This window comes from Parafrankia sp. Ea1.12 (genome assembly GCF_900465275.1).
GTDB lineage: Bacteria > Actinomycetota > Actinomycetes > Frankiales > Frankiaceae > Parafrankia > Parafrankia soli.
This window is the reverse complement of the sequence record NZ_UBIZ01000711.1, coordinates 1-15160: the sequence shown is the minus strand read 5'-3', so window position 1 is coordinate 15160 and position 15160 is coordinate 1. Positions and strand designations below refer to the sequence as shown.

Genomic DNA, 15160 nt, shown 5'->3' with positions numbered 1-15160 from the left:
TCGAAGCCACGAACCGTGACCAAACCACCCACCAGCACAGATGCCACGCCGCCACGCCGTACCAACCCACCAGCCAAGAACAGCAGAAGATCAGCCATCCAAGATCGACTTAAGCTTCACGGCATTGTGTCCTGATCCGGCAGACTGTGGTATCCACCGGCACCCACTTCGGGAACCGTCCTTGTTGTCGATCCGCCGCTGAGTCATCTGACGGCCGGTGAAGTCTGGCGTGCGAGTGCGGGCGGACTCCCGGCGAGGTCCTGGGCGGTGACCATGCGGGAGTGTCGTCATCCCTGTGGGCCCACTGCGTTCAAGTACCATCATTCGTTCAGGCATGCCGGAAGCCGCTTTTTGCCACATATCACACAACGGGACCATGCATCGCAAACGGCATTTTAAGTCGATGGTGCGCATTGATGTATAAATGTGGGAGTGGAGTGACGGGGGTGAGGTTTTAGGTCGAAATGCCGCCGCTGGCGCGGGCGAGATCCCTAGGATTTCGAGAAACAACGCCGAAATCTGTGACCAGGCTGCTGGAGTACTTCGAAGACGGAAGGAAATCCTCGGGTCGTTGGATTCTGGTGGAAGATGCAAGAGTGTGGCAATGACCTCGGAAATCGGGCGCCTGACGCGCAAATGCCGTCTGGCACACGACAGCAGATTCTCTTTCACCCTGGCCGTTGGCAGGCCACGACTCCGACCTGAACGAGGTTTCGATGAGTGACCGGGTACTCGCGAAGCAGTTCACTGAAGACGCTGGCACGGCATTCGTGGCGGTCATCAGGCAGTACGGCCGTCCCGTTCGCCTCCAGGAGATCAGGAGCACCCTCGTCGATGCCGGTGTCCGGCTCGAGGACGCCAACCGTCAGTGGGAACGTCTCCGCGGCCTTCTCAAGGCACACCCGAACATCTCGAAACCGACGCCCACCACCTACGCGTGGTCTCCTGTGTCCCAGCCCTCGCAGGCCTCGCTGGCGGAGCTGTCAGCGCGGGCCCGCGTGCGGGCACCCGGCTGGCTCGTCCAAGCCTATGTCGACAACATCGCCGACAGCCTGGCACGTGCCGAGACCACCGGCCCTCGTGCCCAGATCGGCTGGACGGAACAACGCGAGCAGGAGAAGGCCGTGCTCCTGGCGGACCTCGTGGGCGGGGCCGAGCTGGTCGTGGCGGAGGGCCGTTCGGCGATGGATGTCGTGGACTGGCTCTTGGAAGAGGCGGCGCGCCGCCGGCTGCAGCCGGCGGGTCGGATCGGAGACCAGGTCCCGTTCGACCGCGCACGGCACGAGCCAGTCGGTGGGTCCCACCCTCGGCCCGGCCAGGAGGTCGGGGTCGTGCGGTCCGGTTTCTCGTGGTTCGGCAGCGGCGACGAGGTGGTGCTGGTCAAGGCACTCGTCACCTGACCAGAGTCAGGCTGCACCTCCTGGCGGCGTCCAGACGATGTGGGGAGAGGCCGTGCGCAAGGCGCGCATCACGAAGCCGATCGTCAAGGCGAACAGCATCGTGGTCCAGGAGCTGTTCGACGGGCGGACGTACCAGCTCGACGCCTTCCAGCGCAGCTACGCCTGGGAGCGGCCGCAGATCGAGGAACTCATCGGCGACCTTGCCGGCAAGTTTCTTCGACAGTGGGAAGACACCGACAACTACGGGGACGTCGACCAATACGACCCCTATTTTCTGGGTTCCATCATTGTCTATCGGCAGAACGGGCAGACCTACCTGGCTGACGGTCAGCAGCGGGTCACCACCCTGCTCCTCCTCCTGATCCAGCTGTACAAGATTGCATCTCATCGGGACGATGTCGACGATCTGAGAATGCAGCTGGGTGTACTCATACGCGGCGGTCGACCACTCAACCAGTCCTTCGCCGTACGCGTCGAGAACCTCGAACCGTACTTCGCTGCCCTGCTCGCTGACCACCAGTTCGGCATCGACGCGGCCTCCCCCGACATCCGGCGGGTGTGGGATGCATCCAATCACATCCTCGCCTGCTGCCCGGCGCAGATCAAAGAGGACCTGCTTCCCTACTTCGGCCGCTGGCTGCTGCACCGGGTCTCCCTCGTGGAGATGGACGCGGGCGATCGGGAACGCGGCCAGGAGATGTTCTCCACGATGAACGACCGAGGAGTCCGGCTCGCCCCGCTGGACCACCTCAAGAACTACTTGTTCAGCGACGCCCGCGACGACCTGGACAAGCTGGACGTGAAATGGAGATCCATGGTCACCGCGTTGGAGGCGGTGGACAGGAACGGCCCGCTCGAGTTCGTGCGGGCGGCGTTGCACGCGCGGTACTTCGACGTCGACCCGTCCGAGGAGTCCGAGCGCGCCCGTGAGCAGGCTCCTCATGAATGGCTTTCCAGGCATGAGGACGACCTGTGGCCGGCCCGGAAGAACGGCTCGCGCGTGAGCCTATTGACCGACTGGCTGGAGCCGCTGCACGGACGGTATCTGGACCTGCTGCGGGCGGCAGGGGAGTACCGCACCGAGTTCGAGGCGATCTGGTTCAACGCCCGCAACGGTGTTACCCGGCAGTTCGACCTCACGCTGGTGGCTGCCCGAACGGAGGACACCGAAGCGGTCTTCCTCGCCAAGGCCCGGCTGGTGGCCAACTTCGTCGACCTGTTCGTCGTCACCCGTGGCCTCAGCGGAGAGTCGTACGGCTCGTCCGACCTCGCCGAGGTCATTGACCCGCTGCTACCGCGGGTGCGCGAGTCCCGCACTACGGAGTCCCTCAGTCGGGAACTCGGCACGGCCGCCGCCGGTTGGTACGAGAGATTCGAAGAAATCTCGTCGATGGGCTATCGTGAGGGCGGAAACCGGAACTTTCTCCTCTATTTTCTTGCCCGCCTGACCGCCTGGCTGGAGCGGGGAACCGAACGTCACGAGAGAGCGGACAGGATGCTCACCCGAACGGACGGGAGGCGGCCGTACGAAATTGAGCACCTATTCACCAGGAAGCCCGGCATCTACGACACCGGGACATTGACCGGCACGGAGTTCAAGAAGCTTCGGAGCAGGCTGGGCGGGTTGGTTCTGCTGGACGGCGAGGAGAATGCCAGCATCGGCAGCATGTCGCTGGTGGACAAGATGGAGATCTACCCGCGATTCAACTGGCTCGCCGCCTCGGTTTCTCCGAGCAGTCACGAGGGCAGGGGAAAGGTCAAGTTCCGGAAGTTCGTTGCCGCCCAGAATCTACAGGACAAGTTCATCCCCTACAATCTGGGGGATTCCGTCCAGAGTTTCATCGACAAGCGGGCCGAACTCTACCGGGCGATGGCTGAACGGATCTGGTCGCCCGCCGCGCTCGGGTTGACCATCTTCTCTCCCCAGGAGGACGTCCCGGTCCCTGCGCATGCTGGGGGAAAGACCAGGAGAAGCTACGGTGTGACCGTCGCCGATCTTCTCCGAGCCGGCCTCGTCTTCCCCGAGGAAGGGCTGATAGCCCACGGCGGCGGAGCGGAGCACCGGGCGACGGTCCTCGCCAACGGACGAATTCGGACGGCGTCCGGCTCCTCGTTCACGACTCCGTCGGGCGCTGCCGCGGACGCCAGGGGAGTCGGTTGCAACGGCTGGGAGTTCTGGAAAGTCGAACGAAACAACCAGAAGCTGGACGCGGTGCGCCGACGTTTCAGGAGCCCGGCCTGACCGGTAGCTTGACGGCGTCGGTCAGGTCGACGGGTTCTCGATCAGGGTGACGGTGTTGCCGGCGGGGTCGGCCACCGAGGCCAGCTTCGCGTTCTTGGTCGTCTCGGTGACCTCGCCGAGCGTGATGCCGCGCCCGGCCAGGACCGCCGTTTCGTCCTCGAGATCGTCGACGGCGAAGTTCAACGCCGATCCTCCGGCGTGGTCGACGTCGCGGAAGACCTGCACCCACGCGTCATTGGTGATGTGCCAGTCCGCCAGCCCCGGCATCGGACGCGCGTCGGCGGGCCGGCCGAACAGCCGTTCGTACCAGGCGATCGACGCGTCGAAGTCGGCTACCGGGACGACGGACAGAACCTTGGCGACAGGCACGGGGATCACTCCAGACCGAGGCGGGCGCTCACGCGACATCATCTGCGCCTGGTCCTGCCCGTTCCGCCCCGACGTCACCACCCTGCCGGCGTCGCGCTCTCCTTACTTCTACTTCTCGCGCGGCCGGTCAGCGGTCGATCGAGTCACCTTGGTCGAGGTTGGCACCCGCGAGCATTCGCGATGTCGCCGCCGCCGCGCCGTGGCGTCGTTGCCCAGGACGGGAGCCAGACCGTCTCAGGGAGCCTCGGCAGGGTTCCGAGGTGGGTGATGATCGCGCGGAGTCCTGGGTGTGGATTCGTTCTGGGGAGGATGAGCGAGAGGGGGTATGCGAGCATCGGATTCACGATAGGGATGCGGCGTAGGTCGTGGTTCGTCGGCCAGATGTACCGGTCGCGTGCCCCGACGAGGGTGGCCACGTCTGCGGATTCCGCGAGGGTGTCCAAAAGTACTTCATCGCCGAAGTGCGGGCCTGCCGCGTCGATGCGTAGGTCGAAGTCGGTGGCGAGCTGGTCGTAGAACTCCGCCCATTCGCTTCGGGGCGCGATACCCGGCACCCATATCCGATGCTGGCGCAGCTGCGGTGGCGTCAGTCTTCGCGCGGCGGCGAGCGGATGTCTCGGGCCGACGAGAAGTTCCAGCGGGGAGTCGAACGCATGGATCATCTGCACGCCGCGTGGCAGCGTGGCCGGGTCGGTGACGGTACGGAACGAGGCGTCGATATCGCCTGCCTCGACGGCGGTGACCGCCACGCGTGGGTCGTTGACCCTGAGGGTCACCACGTCGAGGTTGGTTTCGGGATGCGACCGCCAATAGTCGTGCAGAACAACGGCCTGCGCGCTTCGCAGGCCGAGAACGTCGATCCGAAGGGCCCGGGAGCCCGGCCTGACCGCGGTTATGGCGCGATCGACACCCGTGACGATGCTCCGCGCGTGCGGGAGAAAAGCCTGACCGTCGAGTGTCAGTTCAACCCCTCGGGCGGTACGGGTGAACAGCCGGACTTCCAGCCCGCGCTCCAGGGCGGCGATCCGCTTGGAAACCGCCTGTTGCGTCACGCCCAGCTCGTCGGCCGCATGTTGCAACTGTCCGAGCTCGGCCGCCCGGACGAACGATCGCAATGCCTCGGTGTCCACTGGTTCATCTTAGGTGCGCACAACTGTTGGTTGTGGCTCGCCGAGGAATCGGTTGTTTGATCGCGCTCCAGCATGACTGATGTGCTTCGGGCATCCAAACCGTCGGTTGTCGCGAGGAGCCATGTGCGTGTGAGATCGGGGCCCGGCTTCGGGTGGCTGTGGTCGGCCTACGCCGTCAGCACATACGGCACGTGGATCGCTTTCGGGGCGTTCCCGCTCATCGCGGTCCGGGTGCTGCACTCGTCGGCATTCGCCGTCTCGTTCCTGGGAGCAGCCGGCCTCGCCGTCGCCGCGATCGTCGCGGTCCCGCTCGGGCCGTGGATCGAGCACCGGACCAAGCGCCCCGTGATGATCGCGACGGACCTGGTTCGGTTCCTCGCCATGGCGAGCGTTCCGATCGCGTACTTCCTCGGTCTGCTGTCCTACGGCCAACTGCTGGTCGTCTCGGTCATCTCCGGAACGGCGAGCATCGCCTTCACCGCCGCATCCGGTGCGTACCTGAAGCACCTCGTCCACTCGGACCATCTGCTCGTCGCGAACGGGAGATTCGAGGGCACGAGCTGGGTGGCGACCGCGGCCGGCCCGCCTCTCGGCGGAGCGCTCATCGGGCTGCTCGGCCCGGTCGTCACCGTCGCCGCCGACGCCTTCAGCTACCTGCTCTCCGCGCTCGGGGTCCTCCGCATCCGTGGCGGCGACGTCGCAGCGCCCCGCGACGCGGCCACCAAGGTACGCGCCACTGACCTTCTGAGCGGCTGGCGATTCATCCTGCACGACCGCGCTCTACGACGTCTGTTCCTCAACTCCGTGGCAGTCGGCGGTCTGATCATGGCCACCAGCCCGCTCCTGGCCGTCCTTCTGCTGGGCGAGTACCACTTCCCCGCCTGGCAGTACGGTCTCGCCTTCGGCATCCCGGCACTCGGCGGCTTCGCCGGCGCCCGCCTCTCCGCGCGCCTCGTCACCCGCTACGGTCGGCACCGCGTCATGATCGTCTCCGGCTGGCTGCGCTCGATCTTCCCGCTCGGACTCGCCCTGACCCGTCCCGGCATTCCCGGACTCCTCACGGTAATCGTCGTCGAGGCCCTGCTGATCACCTGCATGGGCGTCTTCAACCCCATCAACGCGACAGAACGCCTGCAACGCACTCCCGCCGGCCACGTCGCACAAGTCCTCAGCGCATGGAGCATCAGCAGCAAACTCGCCCAGGCGACCCTCATGGTGATCTGGGGCGTCCTCGCGACGCTCACCAGCCCACTCACCGCCATCACCATCTCCGGCGTCCTCCTGCTCGCCACCCCTCTCTTCCTTCCCCAGCGGATGCACATGCCCGACCCCGCGGTTGGCGCGCCAGTCGAAGCTGTCCGTTCCGTATGACTCATCGCAACGCCCGACTCACTCCAGAAGGACGCCGCTTCGCCCACACAAGCGGTGAGCCCAACCGTGAACGACTTTGATTTCGCGTTCGTATCCAGGCCTGATCGCCTGATCAGTCCTGCCCATGGTTGGGATTCTGAGGGGCGGGCGCTGGTGCGGCCCTCGGCGCGCGGACGGCCTGGAGTACCCGCTCCAGGCGTGCACGAGGGGTCTCGATCGCGGCCAGGTCCAGCGTGTCGAGATCGACGGTGCCCACCTGGGCTCGGACCAGCGCGCGGGCGTCGTTCTTGGAGAGCGTCCGTCCGTCCCGGGCGGCCGCGCGGATCACGCCCTCGCGCAGCACGTTCCCGATCCGGCCGTGGGCCCGTTCGAGCAGCCAGCGCGCGGCGACGTCTGACGCGGGCGGCCGGAGCGGACCGTCGGCGCCCACCCGGGCGTCCGCCTCGCCGTCGCCGTCGCCCGCGTCGACCAGATCCGCGTGGACGACCTCGTAGCCGCCGCTCTCGGTCCCAGTCGCCCCCCGTGGACGTCCCGCCGTGGCCGGTGGGGGGAACGTCAGGCGGTACTTCGGGGCGACCAGGCTCGCGAGAGCGGCCCGGGCGCCGGGGGTCGACACGTCGGGATGGTCGACCGGCACGACGAACCGGACCTTGCGGGCGGTCACGGCGAGCAGGGCGCGCAGCAGCAGCGGCCCGGGGTCGGCGGTGAGGTCCACGGCGACGTCCGCGTTGTCGCCGAGGTCGCGAAGGTAGTCCGAGCCGGTGAACAGCGAGCGCAGGCCGAGGCGGCGGGCGTCCGGCGATCCGGCGGCGGTGGCGTCGCCGATCACCGTCGCGGCCGGCCCGAGCTCGACCGCCGCGGTGCTCTCCACGGACTGCGTTCCGTGGGTGTAGATGCGTGTTCCGAAGCTCTCCACCGCCCGCTCGAGGACTTTCCACGTGCGGCTGGTCGGCGCGCACACGTACAGATCGCTGGCACTTCCCACGGCCTGCGCGCCGTCATAACGGTTGAATGCCGGCAGTATGGCTTCGAAGACGACGCCGAACTGCTGCATGGACTGCTGTACCTGAAAACCCAGCATCGGATGGAGCCGGCTGTGGCCGTAGGCGACGACGACGACTCCGTTTTTCCGGTCACCCAGGCCGGCGAGCGCTCGCCCGAGGAAAAGGCCGACCCCTTCGGGGGTGTACGGCGGATCGGTGAGGACGAGGTCCGCCCACTCCCGCGCGGCGGGCGGCAGGGTGAATCGCAGATCGCCGAACAGCGTGCGGATCGACAGTCCCTCGGATCGTGCCGTGGCGTCGATGTAGGCGAGGGTCCGCTCATCCAGGTCGACCACGGTGATCTCGACGCCGGGCTGCCGCCGGGCCAGCGCCACCGAGGTCAGGTCGTGGTCGCCGACGAACAGCACCCGCCGGCCGGCCAGGTCGTAGGTGCTGGTGAGCCAGGCCGCGCGGCGGGCCAGCGTCGCGGCGGTCGCCGCCACGTGGTCGAGATCCCGGCGGGGCGCCGGGGCAGCCGCGATCAGCCGGCCCAGGGCGTCGAGCTCGACGCCGCTGTCGGCGCCGCCGCCGACACGGCTTGCGGCGAGGCCGTCGGCACCGGCGCGGGCGTCGCCACTGGCGCGGGCGTCGCCACTGGCGCGGGCGTCGCCGCCGGCGCGGGCGTCGGCCGGTTCCAGCTCGTCCAGAGCGAATCGGGTGCGATACCCGGCGGTCAATTCCGGCCGTATCCGGTGGCCGTGCTTGTTTTCGGTGAGATCCTCGTCAAGGCTGCGCAGAAGCTCCTCGACCGCGCGCCGCGGTGTCGCGGTCCGGGCTATCAGAACCTCGATCGGCTGGCTGTCACGGGTCAACAGCGAGAGAATTTCGCGCAGTGGACGGGATCGCACACCGTAGCCGTCGACATAGGCGGCGGCGTTGTCCATCGAAGGGTTTTCCGTCGGGACTTCTCCCGATGGGACACCGTCCGTCGAGGAATTTTCGCCGATCATGTCGATATTCATATCATCGGGGGAGCAGCCGTGGTCGGGTCGGTCCCGGAGGTGCCGTGGAAGCCGACCGGGCGGCCGACGCCGGGGCGGCGGCCAGACCCGACGGAGCAGCGAGGCCCGATGGGCCGGGCGGACCGGACGGGCTCGACGGCCCCGACTGACTCCGGCCGGGCCGGGGTTTCCCGGGTGGTCGTCGTCGGTGGCGGCTTCGCCGGGGTGAGCCTGCTGCGCCGGCTGGAATCCGCGCTTCCCGCCGGCCGCGCGGAGCTTGCCGTGGTCTCACCCGTGGACCATCTGCTCTACACCTCGCTGGTGCCGCAGGTCTGCGCCAGCACGGTGGAGCCCCGCCACCTGGCCGTGGCGCTGCGTGCCGTCCTGCGTCGCACGTTGCTGCGGCTCGGTGACGTCGTCGCCGCCGACCTGTCCGCGCACACGGTCACCGTGCGCTCCGCGGACGCCACCACCCGGACCGTCGGCTGGGACAGGTTGGTCCTCGCGCCCGGCTCGGTCACCCGCACCCTGGACGTGCCCGGCCTCGACGAGCACGCCCTCGGGCTGAAGAACCTCGACGAGGCCGTGGCGCTGCGCGACCACGTCCTGCGCCGGCTGGAGCTGGCCGACGCCGCCGACGACCCGCGCCGCCGGGCGGCGCTGTGTACGTTCGTCGTGGTCGGCGGCGGTTACACCGGGACGGAGCTCGCCGCGCAGATGGTCGGGTTCACCCGGCACGCCGCGGCGGCCTACCAGCGGCTGCGGCCGTCCGACGTCCGCTGGCTGCTGGTGGATCACGCGCCGCGGGTGCTGCACGAGCTCGCGCCGGCGCTGGGGCATCGCGCCGCGCGGGTGCTCGCCGGGCGTGGGGTCGAGGTCCATCTGGGCACGTCGGTGGTGGAGATCGGGGCCGAGGCGGTCACGCTTGCGGCTGGCGGGCCGACGGTCCGCACCCGCACGGGCGTGCCGACCCACACGGTCGTCTGGTGCGCCGGCGTGAGCCCCAGCCCGCTCGTCGCCGCGCTCGGGCTGCCCACCGCGCACGGCCGGCTGATCGTGGACGAGTTCTTCCGCGTGCCCACCGCGGACGGGGTGTTCGCGCTCGGGGACGCCGCCGCCGTCCCCGACGTGACGCGCGGGGGAGCGCCGGCCGGGCAGACCGCGCAGCACGCGATCCGCCAGGGCCGGACGGCGGCCCGCAACGTGGCCGCCTCGCTCGGGTATGGCTCGCCGCGCCGGTACCGGCACCGTGACCTGGGCTTCGTGGTGGATCTCGGTGGCCGCGCCGCGGTGGCGAACCCGTTCGGCCTCACCCTGAGCGGGCCGCCGGCGGCGCTGCTGACCCGGGCCTACCACCTGGCCGCGCTCCCCGCGGGCGCGAACCGGGTCAGGGTGGCGACCGACTGGGTGCTCAACGGTGTGCTGGGCCAGGAGATCACCCATTTCGACGAGTCCGTCCCGGAGCGGGCGGAGATCGCCACGTCGGAGCACACCCGGATCTACCAGCCCACACGCTGACAGGTCGCCGGGGTGACAGCCGGCTGGAGATCCCGCGTGCGTTGCGCCGCGTCGGTGGAATACATCCCTACGATCGCGGAGGTAGGTCCAGTTCTTACCGGTGTGCCGCCGCCTGCGACGCATCGAGACGAGGAGGCGCGGGATGGCGCTCGGCGCTCGGCTGGATCGGGCGCAGCAGAGCAGGCCGAGGGTCGCGTTCCCGCTCGCGGTGATCTACAAGTTCGCGGAGGACCAGGGCGGCTACCTCGCCGCGCTGATCGCGTTCTACGGATTCCTCTCCCTGTTTCCGCTGCTCCTGCTGCTCACGACCGGCCTCGGCTTCGTCCTCGCGGGGCATCCCGACATCCAGGAGCAGGTGGTGAGCTCCGCGCTCAGCCAGTTCCCGATCATCGGTGACCAGCTCCGCAGCGACGTCCAGGCCCTGCGCGGGAGTGCCGTGGCGGTGGCGATCGGTGTGCTCGGCAGCATCTGGGGCAGCCTCGGGGTGGCCCGCGCGCTCGGGAACGCGCTGGACACGGTCTGGGCGGTGCCGCGGCGCTCGCGGCCGAACCCCTTCTTCGCCCGGGTGCGCAGCTTCGGCCTCATCGGCCTGTTCGGGCTCGGTGTCGTGCTGACGACCCTGCTGTCCGCGATCACCACCCGGGCCGGCGACCTCGGCACCGGTCTCGGTGCCGGCGCGCAGGTCCTCGCGGTGGTGCTCGGCATCGCCGGGAACACGGGCCTGATCCTGATGGCGTTCCGGCTGCTCACGGTCAAGTCGGTGACGTTCGGCCAGATCCTGCCCGGAGCCGCGATCGCCGCGCTGGGCTGGCAGCTGCTCCAGTCGGCCGGGACCTACCTCCTCCAGTACCAGCTACAGGGGCGCACGCAGGTCTACGGCCTGTTCGCCCTGGTCCTCGGCCTGATGACCTGGCTGTACCTGCTCGCCGCGGTGATCGTGTTCGCGATGGAGATCAACACCGTGCGCGCCGGACGGCTCTACCCGCGCGCGCTGCTCACCCCGTTCGTGGACGACGTCGTCCTCACCGACTCCGACCGGCGGGTCTACACCTCGTATGCCCAGGCGGAGCAGTTCAAGAGCTTCCAGCAGGTCGACGTCTCCTTCGACGACGTCTCCGTCGGTGACGCCTCGTCCGGTGACGCCTCCGTCGACCAGGATCGACCCATGGAGCTGACACACGCGATGCGCACGACGGGCACCTGCCGGCGGTTCCGGCCCGACCCGGTGCCCGACGACGTCCTCGTCGCCGCGTTCGACGCCGCCCGGTTCGGCCCGCAGGGCGGGAACCGCCAGCCGGTGCGGTTCGTGGTCGTCCGGGACCCGGAGCGCCGGCGGGTGCTCGCCAACCTCTACCTGGCCCGCTGGCAGCCCTACCTCGACGAGCGCGGGATCAGCACGCCGACCGAGGCCGACCACTTCGCGCGCACCCTGGCGGACGTCCCCGTGCTGGTCGTGGTGTGCGCGAAGCTCGCGGCGCTGCATCCCACCGACACCGAGCTGGACCGGCTGAGCATCGTCGGCGGGGCGTCGGTCTACCCGATCGTGCAGAACCTCTGCCTCGCGCTGCGCGGCGCCGGGGTGGCCACCGCGCTGACGACGCTGCTGGTCGCCGACGAACCGAAGGTCGCCGAGCTGCTCGACATACCGGACGGCTACGCGACCGCCGCGCACCTCGCGGTCGGCTATCCCGAGCGCGGTTTCCCCAGCAACCTGCGGCGCCGTCCCGTCGAGGAGCTCGTCTTCGGAGAGGCCTTCGGACGCCCGCTGGGCGAGGCTGGATGAATGGGCGAGACTGGATGAATGACGTCGCGAGAGCAGGTCGAGGTCGAGGTGACCGGAATCGTGCAGGGCGTCGGTTTCCGGCCCTTTCGTCTACGGGCTGGCGACCCGGCTCGGCCTGAGCGGCCAGGTCTCCAACGACGCTGAGGGCGTCCACATAGCGCTGGACGGCGCCGGCCCGGAGGTCGCCGCGTTCCTGACCGCGCTGCGCGAGGAGGCGCCGCCGCTCGCCCAGATCGACAGCGTGGACGTCTCCGGCGGTCCCGCGCCGCCCGGAGCCGGGCCGGCGGCGCCGGGGTTCCGGATCGCCCCCAGCGACCCGGCCCGCGGCGGGGCCGGGCCGCGGACGCGGGTCTGCGCGGACAGTGCCACCTGCGCGGACTGCCTGGCCGAGCTCGCCGACCCGGCCGACCGGCGCTACCGCTACCCGTTCATCAACTGCACCAACTGCGGCCCCCGCTTCACGATCATCCGGGACGTCCCCTACGACCGGCCGGCCACGACGATGGCCGGATTCCGGATGTGCGCGCGGTGCCGGGCGGAGTACGACGACCCGGCCGACCGCCGCTTCCACGCCCAGCCGGTGTGCTGTCCGGACTGCGGCCCCACCCTCAGCTTCCGGCCCACCGCCGCCGCGTCGCCGACGTCCGACGAGCCGCTGGAGCGAGCAGCGGGGCTGCTGCGGGGCGGCGGGATTCTCGCGGTGAAGGGGCTGGGCGGGTACCACCTGGCCGTGCTCGCCGCGGACGGGTCCGCGGTGGCGACCCTGCGCCGGCGCAAGCACCGGGACGCCAAGCCGTTCGCCGTCATGGTGCGCGACCTGGCGACCGCCGAGGAGATGTGCTGCCTCGACCCCACCGCGCGCCTCCTGCTCACCGGGCGGCGCCGGCCGATCGTCCTGGTCGAGCGCTGCCGGTGCGCCGGCCGGGTCGCCGAGGCGGTGGCGCCGGGCACCGGGACGCTCGGCGTGATGCTGCCGTACACGCCGCTGCACCACCTCCTGCTCGGCCTGCTGCCCGGCCCGATCGTGCTGACCAGCGGCAACATCTCCGACGAGCCGATCGTGTACCGCGACGAGGAGGCCCTCGCCGCGCTCAGCCCGGTCGCGGACGGTTTCCTCGCCCACGACCGGGCCATCCACACCAGGCTCGACGACTCGGTCGCCCGGTCGGTGCGCGGCCGGGAGACGCTCGTGCGCCGCTCCCGCGGCTACGCCCCGGAGCCGCTGCCGCTGCCCTGGGAGGTCCAGCGGCCGGTGCTGGCCTGCGGGGCCGAGCTGAAGAACACCGTGTGCCTGGCGGCGGGGCGGCGGGCGTACCTCTCCGGCCACATCGGGGACCTGGAGAACCACGAGACGCTGCGGTCGTTCGTCAGCGGGATCGACCACCTGCGCCGGCTGTTCGACATCTCGCCCGAACTGGTAGCGCACGACCTGCACCCGGAGTACCTGTCCACGAAGTGGGCGCTGGAGCAGGACCTGCCGGTCGTCGGTGTGCAGCACCACCACGCGCACATCGCCTCCTGCCTGGCGGACAACGGCCATCCCGGGCCGGTGCTCGGTGTGGCCTTCGACGGCCTCGGCTTCGGTCCGGACGGCACCCTGTGGGGCGGGGAGTTCCTGTGGGCCGACCTGGCCGGCTTCACCCGGCTCGCACACCTCACGCCCGTCCCGATGCCCGGGGGCGTCGCCGCGATCCGGGCACCATGGCGGATGGCCGCCGCCCACCTGCTCGCCGCCGGCGTCGCCGACCCGGACCGCCTCGCGGTCGCCCGCCGCAACGCCGACCGCTGGGACGCGGTCGCCGCCCTGGCCAGGTCCGGTGCCGCCCCGTCCCCGGTGGGTGCCCCGCTGACCAGCAGCGTCGGACGGCTGTTCGACGCCGTCGCGGCTCTCGTCGGCGTCCGGGACACGATCACCTACGAAGGGCAGGCCGCGATCGAGCTGGAGCGGATCGCCGCCCCCGGCGACTACGGCCGCTACCCGGCGAGCCCCCCGCCGTCGGGTGCCGGGCTGCTGCTGCCGGGCGCCGACCTGATCCGCGGCGTCGTGGACGACCTGCGCGAACGCGTCGACCCCACGGTGATCGCCGCCCGGTTCCACAGCACGCTGGCCGGGCTCACCGTCGACATCTGCGCCGCCCTGCGCGACAGCCTCCTGGGCGGCCCGGGAGCCCCGGGCCGCCCGGGGCTCCCGGCATGCCCGGCGGGAACGGTGGCGCTTTCCGGCGGTGTCTTCGGCAACCTGCGGCTGCTCGGCGAGATCATGGACGGGCTGGTCGACCGGGGCTTCACCGTCCTGACCCACTCCCGGGTGCCCTGCAACGACGGCGGGATCAGCCTCGGCCAGGCGATGGTCGCGAACGCCCGCGGCCAGCAGCGCACCTGACTGGCAGACGGTGCGCACGGGACCGAACAAAGCTCCGCACGCCGGGACAAAAGCCCCGCACGCCGGGCCGGCCTGCTCGCTATTTGGCATCCCACTCGCCATTTCTGGGCGAATTTCGCTGGGAATTCTGTCTGAAACGGCGAGAAAGAAGTCAAACGGCGAGGAGTCGAGCACCAGAATCGGTGGGCTCCATAACTTGGCAGCATAACTGGGCAGCGAGAACACGGAGTGGGGCAGATCAGGGCGGGCCGCCGGTGGTTGGCGGGCATGATCGTGCGCGCAGCCAGCCGTACCAGTCTGCGAGCCCGGTGTCGGCGGTCGCCGACACCGGCAGCACCGGGGCGGACGGGTTGACCAGCCGCACGGACCCGGCGAACAGGTCGCCGTCGAAGGCGAGGTAGGGCAGCAGGTCGACCTTGGTGAGCAGGACCAGGTCGGCGACCCGGTACATGTGCGGGTACTTGCTGGGCTTATCCTCACCCTCGGTGACCGAGGCCAGCACGACCCGGGCCGACTCCCCGAGGTCGAAAAGCCCCGGGCAGACCAGGTTGCCGACGTTCTCGATCAGCACCACCGCCCCGGGCGGCGGGTCGAGCTCCCGCAGAGCCCGCCCGACCATCGCCGCCTCCAGATGGCAGCCGGTGCCGGTGTTCACCTGGACGGCGCGGGCGCCGGTGGCACGGATGCGCTCGGCGTCCAGCGGTGTCTCCTGGTCGCCTTCCACGACGGCACAGGTGACGGTCCCCGCCACGGCGCGGATCGTGTGTTCCAGCAGCGTCGTCTTGCCCGCGCCCGGCGAGCTCATCAGGTTGACGGCCGACACCCGCCGGGCCGCCAGCCACGCCCGGTTGTCCCGCGCCGACTCCTCGTTGCGCGCCAGCACGTCCACCTCGAGCCGCAGCGTCCGCGCCTCAGCCGCCTCCCGACTGTCATCACAACCGCAGGTCCCGCACATCAGCCCACCTCCGCTCCCTCAGCCC

At 69.8% G+C, this 15160-nt stretch carries 11 protein-coding genes; 7 read left to right on the top strand and 4 right to left on the bottom strand.

Annotation, left to right across the window (positions count from 1 at the left end; translation table 11 throughout):
• Positions 1–716: 716 nt before the first annotated feature.
• Positions 717–1400, top strand: a complete 684-nt coding sequence (locus FMEAI12_RS36865) for a hypothetical protein (protein WP_160144392.1) — start codon at positions 717–719, stop codon at positions 1398–1400.
• A 52-nt stretch (positions 1401–1452) separates the two neighbouring features.
• Entirely contained in the window at positions 1453–3642 is a 2190-nt protein-coding gene (locus tag FMEAI12_RS35875) for a DUF262 domain-containing protein (protein WP_160144391.1), read from the top strand.
• Positions 3643–3663: 21 nt separating this feature from the next.
• Here the strand turns inward: FMEAI12_RS35875 and FMEAI12_RS35870 are convergent, their stop codons facing one another.
• Together FMEAI12_RS35870 and FMEAI12_RS35865 are read right to left on the bottom strand one after the other, a co-directional pair.
• Positions 3664–4011: a VOC family protein gene (locus FMEAI12_RS35870; protein ID WP_200835525.1), complete on the bottom strand. Its 348-nt coding sequence runs from the start codon at positions 4009–4011 to the stop codon at positions 3664–3666.
• Between the two features lie 143 nt (positions 4012–4154).
• On the bottom strand, positions 4155–5141 hold the full coding sequence (locus tag FMEAI12_RS35865) for a LysR family transcriptional regulator (RefSeq protein WP_112109424.1): 987 nt from the start codon (positions 5139–5141) through the stop codon (positions 4155–4157).
• A gap of 123 nt (positions 5142–5264) precedes the next feature.
• Between FMEAI12_RS35865 and FMEAI12_RS35860 the strand changes: the two genes are divergently transcribed.
• Complete coding sequence (locus FMEAI12_RS35860) at positions 5265–6512, top strand: MFS transporter (protein WP_112109423.1); 1248 nt, start codon at positions 5265–5267, stop codon at positions 6510–6512.
• Between the two features lie 112 nt (positions 6513–6624).
• Here FMEAI12_RS35860 and FMEAI12_RS35855 read toward each other — a convergent pair whose 3' ends face one another.
• Positions 6625–8439, bottom strand: a complete 1815-nt coding sequence (locus FMEAI12_RS35855) for a bis-aminopropyl spermidine synthase family protein (protein ID WP_235015153.1) — start codon at positions 8437–8439, stop codon at positions 6625–6627.
• 186 nt (positions 8440–8625) lie between these two features.
• On the opposite strand from FMEAI12_RS35855, the gene FMEAI12_RS35850 reads away from it, so the two are divergent.
• The 4 genes from FMEAI12_RS35850 (at position 8626) to hypF (ending at position 14180) form a co-directional block, all read left to right on the top strand.
• Positions 8626–10014 carry an NAD(P)/FAD-dependent oxidoreductase gene (locus FMEAI12_RS35850; RefSeq protein ID WP_112109426.1) on the top strand — a complete coding sequence of 463 codons (1389 nt, stop codon included), beginning with the start codon at positions 8626–8628 and terminating at the stop codon, positions 10012–10014.
• A gap of 142 nt (positions 10015–10156) precedes the next feature.
• Positions 10157–11797 (top strand): YhjD/YihY/BrkB family envelope integrity protein, encoded by a 1641-nt coding sequence (locus tag FMEAI12_RS35845; protein ID WP_112109421.1) that lies wholly within the window; start codon positions 10157–10159, stop codon positions 11795–11797.
• An 18-nt stretch (positions 11798–11815) separates the two neighbouring features.
• Positions 11816–11941, top strand: coding sequence for an acylphosphatase (locus tag FMEAI12_RS40440; RefSeq protein ID WP_112109420.1), 126 nt, complete (start codon positions 11816–11818; stop codon positions 11939–11941).
• The gene (gene hypF, locus FMEAI12_RS35835; protein ID WP_200835526.1) at positions 11895–14180 is read left to right on the top strand and encodes a carbamoyltransferase HypF; all 2286 of its coding nucleotides are present in this window, start codon (positions 11895–11897) and stop codon (positions 14178–14180) included. The genes FMEAI12_RS40440 and hypF overlap by 47 nt, the downstream gene beginning before the upstream one ends.
• Positions 14181–14418: 238 nt before the next feature.
• Here hypF and hypB read toward each other — a convergent pair whose 3' ends face one another.
• Positions 14419–15135 carry a hydrogenase nickel incorporation protein HypB gene (gene hypB / locus FMEAI12_RS35830; RefSeq protein WP_071064457.1) on the bottom strand — a complete coding sequence of 239 codons (717 nt, stop codon included), beginning with the start codon at positions 15133–15135 and terminating at the stop codon, positions 14419–14421.
• Positions 15136–15160: the final 25 nt, after the last annotated feature.

Excerpts from the sequence above, each read along its gene's own strand:
- FMEAI12_RS36865 (WP_160144392.1), top strand. The coding sequence starts at position 717 with ATGAGTGACCGGGTACTCGCGAAGCAGTTCACTGAAGACGCTGGCACG.
- FMEAI12_RS35855 (WP_235015153.1), bottom strand. The coding sequence starts at position 8,439 with ATGGACAACGCCGCCGCCTATGTCGACGGCTACGGTGTGCGATCCCGT.
- FMEAI12_RS35845 (WP_112109421.1), top strand. The coding sequence starts at position 10,157 with ATGGCGCTCGGCGCTCGGCTGGATCGGGCGCAGCAGAGCAGGCCGAGG.
- FMEAI12_RS35850 (WP_112109426.1), top strand. The coding sequence starts at position 8,626 with ATGGGCCGGGCGGACCGGACGGGCTCGACGGCCCCGACTGACTCCGGC.
- FMEAI12_RS40440 (WP_112109420.1), top strand. The coding sequence starts at position 11,816 with ATGACGTCGCGAGAGCAGGTCGAGGTCGAGGTGACCGGAATCGTGCAG.
- hypB (WP_071064457.1), bottom strand. The coding sequence starts at position 15,135 with ATGTGCGGGACCTGCGGTTGTGATGACAGTCGGGAGGCGGCTGAGGCG.